The following is a 12,119-nucleotide window of genomic DNA, read 5'->3' on the forward strand; positions in this document are numbered from 1 at the left end:
TGTCCGGGGCGTTGTCGGGAGGGGGCGGTGTGGTCACGGCGGAACCGTAGCCGGGGGCACCGACAAAAGGCGCAATTCCGACAACTCGGTGTCAAGTCGTGATTAAAGGCCGGGGCGGCCGTGGAAGCCCCGGCCACGGAGCGTCGTCGCGCTGTGCTGCATTGTGGTCGTTTCGGGGAAACGACCGTACTGGCGCTCCGAAAGGGGAGGAACGGTCAAGTTCCCTTGTCAAGAGCTGTCGGGTGTCATGCCAAGGGCGACTGGGGTTCGTTGGTCTCGGCGTTGATCACCTGCATGACCGCGTTGATCAGGGCCAGGTGGGTGAACGCCTGCGGGAAATTGCCCAGGTGGCGGCCGGTGTGCGGGTCGATCTCCTCCGAGTACAGCTGCAGCGGGCTCGCATACGACAGCAGCTTCTCGCACAGCGCCCGCGCCCGCTCCAGCTCGCCGATCATCACCAGCGTGCTGACCAGCCAGAACGAGCAGATGGTGAAGGTGCCCTCGTCCGACTCGAAGCCGTCGTCGGTCTCCGCGGGACGGTAGCGCAGGACGAGGTCGTCCTCCGACAGCTCGTCGGCGATGGCGAGGACGGTCTCGCGGACGCGCTTGTCGTCGGCGGGCAGGAAGCCGAGCAGCGGAATCAGCAGCGCGGACGCGTCCAGGGTCGTCGCGCCGTAGTGGGCGGTGAAGACGCCGCGCTCGTCCAGCGCGTTGGCGAGGACGTCGGCGTGGATCTCGTCGGCGGCGGCCTGCCAGCGCAGGGCCCGGTCCTGGTCGCCGCGGATGCGGGCGAGGCGGGCGCCGCGCTCGGCCGCCACCCAGCAGAAGACCTTGGACGAGGTGAAGTGCTGCGGCTCGCCGCGCACCTCCCACATGCCGCAGTCCGGGACGCGCCAGTTGGCCAGCGCGTCCTCCACCTGCTTGATGATGATCTTCCAGAGCCGGTCGTCCAGCCGGTCCCGCTTGCGCACGAACAGGTAGATGGAGCCGATGATCGCGCCCCACACGTCGTGCTGGGCCTGCATGTACGCCTCGTTGCCGATCCGGACGGGACGCGCGTCCCCGTACCCGGACAGGTGGTCGAGCGTGGACTCGGGCAGCTCCTCCCGCCCGTCCAGCCCGTACATGATCTGCAGCTTGCCCTCGGCGGCCTCGGCGACGTCGGTGATGAAGTAGAAGAAGTCGTTGGCCTCCCAGTCGTAGCCGAGGGTGTAGAACGCCCACAGCGCCATCGTGGAGTCGCGGATCCAGGTGTAGCGGTAGTCCCAGTTCCGGTCGCCGCCGGGCGACTCGGGCAGCGACGTCGTCGCCGCGGCCGCCACCGCGCCGGACGGCGCGAACGTCAGGCCCTTCAGCGTGAGCGCGCTGCGCTGCAGGTGGCTCCGCCAGGGATGGTCCGGGAAGCGGCCGCGGTCCAGCCAGTGCTGCCAGTGGTGGACGGTCCAGATCAGCCGCTCTTGCGCCTCCTTCCAGGACGACGGCGCCGCGTGCTCGCTCCACGACAGCGCGACGAACCGCGACTCGCCCTGCTTCAGCAGCGTCCTGGACGTGGCGAGCGACCCCTCGAACCCGACGTTCATGTCGGTGGTGAGCCGCAGCCCGACGCCGTTCCCGCGCGCGAGGGCCTCGTGGTACCCGGCGCCGGTGTGCTCCCAGCGGGCGGGCGAGCGGCCGTAGTCGAACACCGGCATGCAGTCGAGCCGCACCTGCACCTGGCCGTTCACGCACCGGACCATCCGCAGCAGGACGTGGTCGGCGTCGTAGTCGGTGGGGGCGCGGCGGTGCGTGTGGGACCGTTCCGTCTCGTGGTGCCACGGGCCCATCAGCAGCGCGTCCGTCACCACGAGCCAGCCGCCGTGCACCCACCAGGTGGTCTCCATCACCATGGTGCCGGGGATGTACCGCTGCGCGGCGGGCACCTCCACGCCGGCCGGGCCGACCCGGAAGTACCCGGCGTCGCGGTCCAGGATCGACCCGAACACGCTGGGGGAGTCCATCCGGGGCAGGCACATCCACTCGATGTTGCCGCTCGGCGCGACCAGCGCGGTCGTCTCGCAGTCGGACAGGAACCCGAAATCGGCGATGGGGGCGAACGGGTCTCCCGCCCGGCCGCCCGCGACCTTCGGCCTCACAGCCTCACCTCCTTGATCCATCATTCCCTCTTCCGTGCAGTGGGTACGTCACGTCGTGCGACCTCCGTGCGAGCTCCGTGCGACGCCCTCGCGCGGCGGTGTTTCCGTCCTGATCATCCCCGTTGGTCCGAATTGGAATAGACCACTATCCGGGGCCTGACCTGCGCGAACGTCCTCCCGGGCGGTGGGCGCCGAGCGAGCCCGGGATTCGCGGGTACAGTCCCGGCAAACAGGGCAGCGGACCCGCCGCCCGGGGGACCGCGACCCCGCGCGCCCCCGGCCCGGCTGGACCGGCACTGCCGCTGGGAGGAACCGGAGCGAGAAGGAGCTCCCCGTGCCGAAGTTCGTGTACGACTTCACCGAGGGCAACAAGGACCTCAAGGATCTGCTGGGCGGCAAGGGCGCCAACCTGGCCGAGATGACCAACCTCGGACTGCCCGTGCCCCCCGGGTTCACGATCACCGCGGAGGCCTGCCGGCACTACCTGGAGCACGGGAACCCGCCCGAGGGCCTCGCGGACGAGGTGAACCGGCACCTCGCCGCGCTGGAGTCGGCGATGGGCAAGAAGCTCGGCCAGAGCGACGACCCGCTCCTGGTCAGCGTACGTTCCGGGGCCAAGTTCAGCATGCCGGGCATGATGGAGACCGTCCTGAACGTCGGGCTGAACGACGAGTCCGTCCTCGGGCTGGCGGCGCAGGCGGGGGACGAGCGGTTCGCCTGGGACTCCTACCGGCGGCTGATCCAGATGTTCGGCAAGACCGTCCTGGGCATCGACGGCGACCTGTTCGAGGACGCCGTCGAGGACGTCAAGCGGGCCCGCGGCAGCGACGACGACGCCGACCTCACCGCCGAGGACTTCAAGGCGCTCGTCGACCGGTTCAAGGGCATCGTGCGGGACAAGGCCGGCCGGGACTTCCCGGCCGACCCGCGCGAGCAGATGGACCTCGCCGTCGAGGCGGTGTTCGACTCCTGGAACGCGCCCCGCGCCGTCCTGTACCGCAGGCAGGAGCGCATCCCCGTCGACCTCGGCACCGCCGTCAACATCTGCGCGATGGTCTTCGGCAACATGGGCATGGACTCCGGGACGGGCGTCGCGTTCACCCGCGACCCCGCGTCCGGGCAGCAGGGCATCTACGGCGACTACCTGCAGAACGCGCAGGGCGAGGACGTCGTCGCCGGGATCCGCAACACCGTCCCGCTGAAGGAGCTTGAGCGCATCGACAAGGCGTCCTACGACCGGCTCCTCGAGATCATGGAGACGCTGGAGAACCACTATCGCGACATGTGCGACATCGAGTTCACGATCGAGCGCGGGAAGCTGTGGATGCTCCAGACCCGGGTCGGCAAGCGGACCGCCGCCGCGGCGTTCCGCATCGCCTGCCAGCTCCTCGACCAGGGGCTCATCGACGCGGACGAGACCGCTCGCCGCGTCACCGGCGACCAGCTCGCCCAGCTCATGTTCCCCCGCTTCGCCAGCAAGGTCGACGACGCTGAGGGCGGCGGCGTGCGGAAGCTCACGAAGGGGATGAACGCGTCGCCGGGCGCGGCCGTCGGCAAGGCCGTGTTCACCTCCGAGCGGGCCGTGGAGCTCGCCGGGCGGGGCGAGGACGTGATCCTCGTCCGCCGCGAGACCAACCCCGACGACCTCTCCGGAATGGTCGCCGCGAACGGCGTCCTGACGTCCCGCGGCGGCAAGACCTCGCACGCCGCCGTCGTCGCCCGCGGCATGGGCAAGACGTGCGTGTGCGGCGCCGAGGAGCTGGACGTCGACGTCAAGGGCGGGACGTTCACCGCGCCCGGCGGCGTCACCGTCAGCGAGGGAGACGTGATCTCCATCGACGGGACGTCCGGGGACGTCTACCTCGGCGAGGTGCCCGTCGAGGACTCGCCCGTCGTCCGGTACTTCGAGGGCGAACTGTCCGTGGAGGACGGCGGCGACCTCGTGAAGGCCGTCCACCGCGTCATGGAGCACGCCGACTCGCGGGCCGCGCTGAAGGTCCGCGCGAACTCCGACACCCCGGACGACTCGGCCCGCGCCCGCCGGTTCGGCGCCGCCGGGATCGGCCTGTGCCGCACCGAGCACATGTTCCTCGGCGACCGGCGGCGGCTCGTCGAGCAGCTCATCCTCGCCGAGGACGAGACCGGGCGGAAGGACGCCCTGGACGCCCTGGAGCCCCTGCAGCGGCAGGACTTCGAGGGCATCTTCGAGGCGATGGACGGGCTGCCGGTCACCATCCGGCTGATCGACCCGCCGCTGCACGAATTCCTCCCCGACATCACCGAGCTGTCGGTCAGGGTCGCGCTCGCAGGCGACAAAGCGGATGCCAAAGACCGGAGACTGCTCGAAGCAGTCAACCGACTGCACGAGCAGAACCCTATGCTGGGCCTGCGCGGCGTGCGGCTCGGTTTGGTGATTCCGGGACTTTTCGGAATGCAGGTCCGCGCGATCGCCGAGGCCGCGGCGGCGCGGCGGAAGGCGGGCGGCGACCCGCGCCCCGAGATCATGATCCCGCTCGTCGGGGCCGTCCAGGAGCTGGAGGCCGTCCGCGACGAGGCCCGCGCCATCCTGGCCGAGGTCAAGGCCGCCACCGGCGTCGACGTGCCCGCGCTGATCGGCACCATGATCGAGCTGCCGAGGGCCGCGCTGACCGCCGGGCAGATCGCCGAGGCCGCCGAGTTCTTCTCCTTCGGCACCAACGACCTCACCCAGACGACCTGGGGCTTCTCCCGCGACGACGTCGAGGCGGCGTTCTTCTCCCAGTACCTGGACCTAGGGATCTTCGGAGTGTCGCCGTTCGAGACCCTCGACCGGGACGGCGTCGGACGGCTCGTCAGCATCGCCGTGGAGGAGGGCCGCCGCGTCCGCCCGGACCTGCACCTCGGGATCTGCGGCGAGCACGGCGGCGACCCCGACTCGGTGCACTTCTGCCACGACGTCGGCCTCGACTACGTGTCCTGCTCGCCGTTCCGCGTCCCCGTCGCGCGCCTGGAGGCCGGCCGCGCCGCGATCGAGGCGGCGGACGGCGCGTCCGGCTCCCCGGGAGGCAGCGACAGCCGCTGATCCTCAGCCGCCGGGAGGCGTGCCGGATGATCTGTGGGCGGGATGACACCCCAAACCGGCGAACCGGGCGCACGCGCCGGACCATCTAACTAACGTGTCCGATGCGATGACGTTGGAAGTGGATGTGCCGGGGACCGAGCACGCGACCGTCCGGCCCGAAGACGACGGCCCCGAGACCCGTGCGCCCGGCGGTGGCGGCGAAGCGGAGAACGGCGGACGGCGGGGCCGTCGCGGCCGCAAGGACGGGCGGCGCAGGCGCTCGCCCTGGTTCACGATCCCGGCGAGCGTCCTCGCCGGGCTGATCGCCGTCGCCGTCCTGACGCCGCTCACCGTCGGCGCGCGGGTCTGGTACCAGGCCCGCCAGGACGAGCGGCCCCGCTCCGACGCGATCATCGTCCTCGGCGCGGCGCAGTACAACGGCGTGCCGTCCCCGACGCTGAAATGGCGGCTCCAGCACGCCCTCAAGCTCTACCGCGACGGCGTCGCGCCCGCCATCGTGACCGTCGGCGGCAAGGCGCCCGGCGACAACTACACCGAGGCCGGCACCGGCCGCACCTGGCTGATCGAGAAGGGCGGGGTGCCCGCGTCCAAGGTCTTCGCGGTGCCGGTCGGACGCGACACGCTGGAGAGCATGAAGGCCGCCGGCAAGGAGTTCGAGCGGCACCGGTGGACGTCCGGGGTGATCGTCACCGACCCGTGGCACGGCCTGCGCTCCAAGAAGATGGCCGAGGACAGCGGGATCGAGGCCGCCGCGTCCCCGACGCGCAGCGGCCCCAGCGTCCAGACCCGCGACACCCAGTTCCACTACATCGTCCGGGAGACCGGCGGATACCTGTCGTACGTCCTGCTGGGCAAGAGCGTGAAGACGCCGAGCGAGACCGCCAAGCGCATCCACATCGACCCGTCCGCCGACCCGGCCGACGGCTGACCCGCGGTCCCGCCGGATTCAGGAACCGGGCCCTGACCCGGCGGTTCCCGGACCGGGCCCGAGCGCGCCCGCTTACCCTGGATAGGGCCATGACGACCAATTCGATTCACGGGGAATCCGGCCACGGAAACTCCGCCTACACGGCACGGGACCGGGAACGCTGGGCGCCCGAGCCCGCCAAGCGGCGCGACCGGACGGCGTTCGAGCGCGACCGCGCCCGCGTCCTGCACAGCGCCGCCCTGCGGCGGCTCGCCGCGAAGACGCAGGTCGCCTCGCCCGGCGCGGACGCCACCGCCGACACCGTGCAGAGCCTGCGCACCCGGCTGACCCACTCGCTCGAATGCGCGCAGGTCGGCCGGGAGCTGGGCAAGTCCCTCGGCTGCGACCCCGACCTGGTGGAGGCGGCGTGCCTGTCCCACGACATCGGGCACCCGCCGTTCGGGCACAACGGCGAGGCCGCCCTCGACATCGTCGCCCGCGACTGCGGCGGCTTCGAGGGCAACGCGCAGAGCCTCCGCGTCCTGACCCGGCTGGAGCCCAAGTCGTTCGCGGCGGACGGCCCGCCCCTGCACGGACGCAGCGTCGGCCTCAACCTGACGCGCGCCGCGCTGGACGCCGCGATGAAGTACCCGTGGTCGCAGACCGAGGCCGTCAACGGAAAATTCGGCGTGTACGCGGACGACATGGACGTCGCCCGCTGGGTCCGCGAGGGCGTCGAACCCGGCCGGACGTGCTTCGAGGCCCAGGTCATGGACTGGAGCGACGACGTCGCCTACTCCGTCCACGACCTTGAGGACGCCCTGGTCGCAGGGCACATCGACTTCGTCCGCCTCGCCGATCCGGCCGAGCGCCGCCTCGTCGCCGCCACCGCGACCAAGCTGTACTGCCCCGACGCCGACCTCGCCGAGCTGGAGGAGCGCTTCGACGCGCTGCTCGCCGAGCCGTACTGGCCCGACCGCTACGACGGCACCCCGCGCAGCCTCGCCGCGCTGAAGAACCTCACCAGCACCCTGATCGGACGGTTCTGCATGGCCGCGGAGACCGCCACCCGGGACGCCTACGGCGACCGTCCGCTGACCCGGTACGCGGCGGAGCTGATCGTCCCGCGGGCGCAGCGGCTGGAGAACGCGCTGCTCAAGGGCATCACGGCGCACTACGTGTGGATCAGCCACGAGGAGGTCAGGGCCCGGCAGCGCAGGCTGATCACCGAGCTGGCCGGCCTGATGCTCGCCGGCGCGCCCGGCACGCTCGAACCCGGCTTCCGCGCCGCCTTCGAGGCCGCCGACGACGACGCGGGCCGGCTCCGCGCCGTCATCGACCAGATCGCGTCGATGACCGACCTCACGGCGATGGCCCGCCACCGCGTCCTGAACGACCGCCCCCACTGATCACCCGAGCCCTGCCCCTGCGCTCTTTCCGGGGCTCGGCCGGGAAAGCGCATTGCGGCGCGGGCGTTGTGTCGAATATGCCCCGACGCGCCCAACGATGACCCTTGTCTCGTTACATAGGCCGCTGTAGGGATAGCTACAGGTCAACTACAGGAGGTCGGTCGCCATGCCCGAGGAGACGTTCGTCATCGCCGGCGCCAGCCTGGCCGGTGCCAAGGCGGCGGAAACTCTCCGAGAGGAGGGCTTCGCGGGCAGACTGCTCCTGATCGGGGACGAGATCGAGCGGCCGTACGAGCGGCCGCCGCTGTCCAAGGGCTTCCTCCTGGACAAGGAGCCGCGCGAGAAGGCCCACGTCCACGAGGCCGACTGGTACGAGAAGCACGACGTGGAGCTGCGGGTCGGCGTCTCCGTCGCCTCCATCGACCGGGACGCGCACGACGTGCGCCTGTCCACCAAGGAGCCGATCGGCTACGACAAGCTGCTGCTGGCGACGGGCGCGTCCCCGAGGCGGCTGGAAGTGCCCGGATCCAAGCTGCAGGGCATCCACTACCTGCGGACGATGGCCGACTCGGCGGCGCTGAAGCAAGCCCTCACGCACGGCGGACGGCGCGTCGTCGTCGCCGGGGCGGGCTGGATCGGGCTGGAGACGGCCGCCGCCGCCCGCACCCACGGCAACGACGTGACGATCATCGAGCCGGAGCCGACGCCGCTGCACGCGTCCCTGGGCCCAGAGCTCGGCGGCGTCTTCGCCGACCTGCACCGCGCGCACGGCGTCGACCTGCGCCTCGACCAGGGCGTCGCCGGGTTCTGGGGCGCCGGGCAGGTGTCGGCCGTCGTGACCTCGGGCGGCGCAGAGGTGCCCGCCGACGTCGTGATCGTCGGCATCGGGGTGCGACCCAACACCCGGCTCGCCGAGGAGGCCGGCCTCGACGTCTCCGACGGGATCCTGGTGGACGCCTCGCTGCGCACGTCCGACCCCGACATCTACGCGGCCGGCGACGTCGCCAACGCCTACAACCCGCTGCTCGGCCGCCGGATCCGCGTCGAGCACTGGGCGAACGCCCTGAACGGCGGACCGGCCGCCGCCCGCGCCATGCTCGGCCAGGACGTCTCCTACGACCGCGTCCCGTACTTCTTCAGCGACCAGTACGACCTCGGCATGGAGATGTCGGGCGTCGCGTCGCCGGGGGAGTACGACGAGGTCGTGTACCGCGGGGACGTCCCGGGACGGGAGTTCATCGCGTTCTGGCTGTCCGGCGGCCGGGTCGTCGCCGGGATGAACGTCAACGTCTGGGACGTCACCGGGGACGTCCAGGCCCTGATCCGCTCCGGCCGCCCCGTGGACGCTACCCGCCTGACCGACCCCGACGTCCCCCTGACCACCCTGACCTGACGCGCACCGAAGGCCCTCAAACGCACTCAACGCACTCAACGCCGCTGACGCGCTGCGCGGCGCTGACGCGCTGTGCGCCGCAGAGGCCCTGAGCGCCTCTGACGGGCTGGGCGGCGTTGACGGGCTGGACGGCGCCGACGAGCTGGGCGACGCTGACGCGCTGCGCGGCGCTGAGGGGCTGTGCGGGCTGACGCGCTGACGGGCTGGGGGCGGGCGCCTACCCGAAGCGGCGGGGCCCGTAAGGCACGTACAGTCGGCTAGGTGGTTACGGACAAGATCGCGACGCTTGGGCGGGCCCGGGTCGCGGTGACGCTGGCATTCGTCGTGCACGGCCTGCTCGTCGCGGCCTGGGTCGCCCGCATCCCGCAGATCAAGGAGCATCTCGGGCTGAGCGAGGGCTCGATGGGCGTCGCCCTGCTGGGCGCGCCCATCGGCATCGTGATCGCGGTGCGCTTCGCCGGACGGATCGTCGCTCGCTGGGGCAGCCGGGCCACGACCATCGCCGCCGGGATCGTCTGCGCCGCGTCGCTGGTCCCGCTCGGCCTCGCCTGGAACATGGGCGCGCTGATCTGCTCCCTGCTGCTGATGGGCGCCTCGCTCGGCCTGATGGACGTGGCGATGAACGCCCAGGGAGTCGCCGTCGAACGCGGCTACGGACGTCCGCTGATGTCGGGACTGCACGGCGCGTACAGCATCGGGACGCTCGTGGCCGCGCTCATCGGCTCAGGCGCGGCGCACGCGGACGTCCCCGTCCCGCTGCACCTGACAGCCGCGACCGCGGTGCTGGTGGCGCTGCTGCTGCTCGGCTGCCGCGACCTCCTGGACCGCTCCGCAGACACCGTCCCCGAACACGCACTTCCCGCTGAGGCCGCCGCCCCCGGCACCGCCGCGGGGGCGGCTGCCTCTGACGCCGCCACCCCAGGTACGCCCGCCGCCACCCCGGCTGTTCGCCCCGGATCGCCTCCCACGGCCAAGCTCTCATCCCGCTGGCTGCTGATCACGCTCGGCGTCATCGGCCTGTGCTCGTTCGTCGGCGAGGGCGCGATGGCCGACTGGAGCGCCATCTACCTGCGCGAAGACCTCGGAACCGGACCGGGTGCCGCCGGCCTCGGATATGTCGGATGCGCGGTGGCGATGACCATCGGCCGCCTGGCAGGAGACCGGGTTGTTGCGCGGTTCGGTCCCGTCCCGGTGCTGCGGACGGGCTCCCTGATCGCCGCGCTCGGCCTCGGACTCGGCCTCGTCGCCGGTCACCCGGTCGCTGCCGTGTGCGGCTTCACGCTCTTCGGCCTCGGCGTCGCGGTCGTCGCGCCCGTCACGTTCAGCGCGGCCGGCAACGTGCCCGGCGTGCCCGCCGCGGCCGGGATCTCCCGGGTCACCGGCGTCGGCTACCTGGGCCTGCTCGGCGGCCCGCCCGTCATCGGGTTCATCGCGCAGGGCGTGGGCCTCACGTGGGCGCTGGCCGTCCCGGTCGGGCTGGTCGGCCTGATCGTCCTGCTGGCCCCGGCGACCGCCACGGCGGCGGTCCCGTCCGCCGCCCCCGCCGAGCCGACCGCCAGGACCCCCACGACCGAGTGTTGAAGGACACGACGCTGATCTTTTGGGTGGGTTGGGACGTTGGGATATGTCCTAGTCAGGTAAGGTCTGGGCGAGTGAGCACCATGCAGCGGTCAAGACCGGTCAAAACGGTCGGGTCCGCCCCGGGGTACCGGGCATTCCTTCGCGGCAGGCTTCTCATCCGCGGCAAGTTCCTGAGCGAACTGCTCAGTTTCGGCTTCGTCGGAGTCGTCGGCACCCTGATCATGATCTTCGGCGCCAACCTGATGCGCGCCTTGCTCGGCGGCAGCCCCGTCACGAGCGTCGTCGTGCCGACCGTGGTGTCCACGCTGGCGTCCTACCTGCTCAACAGGTACTGGGTGTTCCGCCACCGCGACAGCGACGGTTCCAGCCGCGAGGTCGCGATCTTCTTCGCGCTGAACGGCGTCGGACTGCTCATCCAGGTCCTCTGCACCGGCTTCACCTACTACACCCTCGGACTCCACGGCGGGGTCGCCTACAACGGCGGCCTGCTAGCAGGCGTCGCCCTCGGTGCCGCGTTCCGCTACTGGTCGTACAAGAAATGGGTTTTCACCCCAGCGACCGCGTAACGCCATGACCACCAACGACCTGTTCCCGGACGGCCTGACCGCCGTCGTACGCAGCCTCAACACGTCCGCCGCGACCACCGCCGGAACGGACGGCCTGATCACCGACGACACGGTCGGCGAGCTCCTCACCGGACCCGGATGAGCCGCCTCGACGACGAGTGGCCAGCGCACCGTCCCGCCGTGTTCGGCGCCGCGTACCGCATCACCGGAAGCGTCGCCGACGCCGAGGACATCGTCCAGGACGTATGGATACGCGCCCACTCCCGCGACTCCCGACGCAACGGCGAGGCACCGCAGGACGGCGACTCACTCGACGGTGTCCATGACCTGCGGGCCTGGCTGATCACTGTGGCGGCCCGCCGCGCCTACGACGTGCTCGGCTCCGCCCGCGCCCGCCGCGTCGACTACGTCGGCCCGTGGCTGCCCGAACCCCTCCTGACCGGCCCGGACGCCGCCGAGCCCGTCCTCATGGATGAGACGGCCGGCACCGCGATGCTCCTGGTCATGGAGGAGCTGACACCGCCGGAACGCGTCGCCTTCGTTCTGCACCAGGCGTTCGACGTCCCGTACGAACAGATCGCGGACGTCCTCGGCAAGACGCCCGCCGCGTGCCGTCAACTCGCCTCCCGTGCCCGGCGCAAGATCGCCGCCGCGCTGCCGCACCGTCCCGTCCCGGCGGCGGAGCGAGAGAAGGTCCTGGCAGCGTTCCGCTCCGCCTACGAGCGCCGCGACGAGGCCGCACTTCTGGAATTGCTGGACCCCGACGCCGCCTACACCACCGACGGCGGCGGCCGAGTCTTCGCCGCCCGCAAGATCATCGCCGGCGCCGGACGAGTCGTCACCGCACTGCTCAGAGTCAGCGCCCGCACAGAGATGCGCATCGTCCCCGCACAGATCAACGGCCGCCTCGAATTCCTCGTATACCGAGACGACCACCTGGCCGCCGTAGACACGGTAGAAGTCGAAAACAGCCGCATCACCGCCTACCGCCGCGTCCTAAACCCACTCAAACTAGAGCGCCTAACCAAAACCCTCCCCTGACCACACCCACCCGAAGCACGCCCCAAGAC

The 12,119-nt window shown here is 71.3% G+C and carries 9 protein-coding genes; 8 read left to right on the forward strand and 1 reads right to left on the reverse strand.

Going from position 1 to position 12,119, the window contains the following annotated elements; all coding sequences use genetic code 11:
- Positions 1 to 245: 245 nt before the first annotated feature.
- A complete protein-coding gene (locus tag E1287_RS38495; RefSeq protein ID WP_243719728.1) occupies positions 246 to 2,132 on the reverse strand; it encodes a glycoside hydrolase family 15 protein in 1,887 nt (628 codons plus the stop codon).
- 334 nt (positions 2,133 to 2,466) lie between these two features.
- On the opposite strand from E1287_RS38495, the gene ppdK reads away from it, so the two are divergent.
- The 8 genes from ppdK to E1287_RS38530 all read left to right on the forward strand — a co-directional run bounded on the left by ppdK (position 2,467) and on the right by E1287_RS38530 (position 12,090).
- On the forward strand, positions 2,467 to 5,193 hold the full coding sequence (gene ppdK / locus E1287_RS38500; RefSeq protein WP_131970274.1) for a pyruvate, phosphate dikinase: 2,727 nt from the start codon (positions 2,467 to 2,469) through the stop codon (positions 5,191 to 5,193).
- Positions 5,194 to 5,299: 106 nt separating this feature from the next.
- Positions 5,300 to 6,121 (forward strand): YdcF family protein, encoded by an 822-nt coding sequence (locus E1287_RS38505; RefSeq protein WP_131970275.1) that lies wholly within the window; start codon positions 5,300 to 5,302, stop codon positions 6,119 to 6,121.
- Positions 6,122 to 6,210: 89 nt separating this feature from the next.
- Positions 6,211 to 7,509, forward strand: a complete 1,299-nt coding sequence (locus E1287_RS38510; protein WP_131970276.1) for a deoxyguanosinetriphosphate triphosphohydrolase — start codon at positions 6,211 to 6,213, stop codon at positions 7,507 to 7,509.
- 166 nt (positions 7,510 to 7,675) lie between these two features.
- Positions 7,676 to 8,902, forward strand: a complete 1,227-nt coding sequence (locus E1287_RS38515) for an FAD-dependent oxidoreductase (protein WP_131970277.1) — start codon at positions 7,676 to 7,678, stop codon at positions 8,900 to 8,902.
- Between the two features lie 261 nt (positions 8,903 to 9,163).
- Complete coding sequence (locus E1287_RS38520) at positions 9,164 to 10,483, forward strand: MFS transporter (protein WP_131970278.1); 1,320 nt, start codon at positions 9,164 to 9,166, stop codon at positions 10,481 to 10,483.
- A gap of 80 nt (positions 10,484 to 10,563) precedes the next feature.
- Positions 10,564 to 11,049, forward strand: a complete 486-nt coding sequence (locus E1287_RS38525; RefSeq protein WP_131970284.1) for a GtrA family protein — start codon at positions 10,564 to 10,566, stop codon at positions 11,047 to 11,049.
- 4 nt (positions 11,050 to 11,053) lie between these two features.
- Entirely contained in the window at positions 11,054 to 11,191 is a 138-nt protein-coding gene (locus E1287_RS44350) for a hypothetical protein (protein WP_165969405.1), read from the forward strand.
- Positions 11,188 to 12,090 (forward strand): sigma-70 family RNA polymerase sigma factor, encoded by a 903-nt coding sequence (locus E1287_RS38530; protein WP_131970280.1) that lies wholly within the window; start codon positions 11,188 to 11,190, stop codon positions 12,088 to 12,090. The genes E1287_RS44350 and E1287_RS38530 overlap by 4 nt, the downstream gene beginning before the upstream one ends.
- Positions 12,091 to 12,119: the final 29 nt, after the last annotated feature.

The organism is Actinomadura sp. KC06, assembly GCF_004348735.1.
Lineage (GTDB): Bacteria > Actinomycetota > Actinomycetes > Streptosporangiales > Streptosporangiaceae > Spirillospora.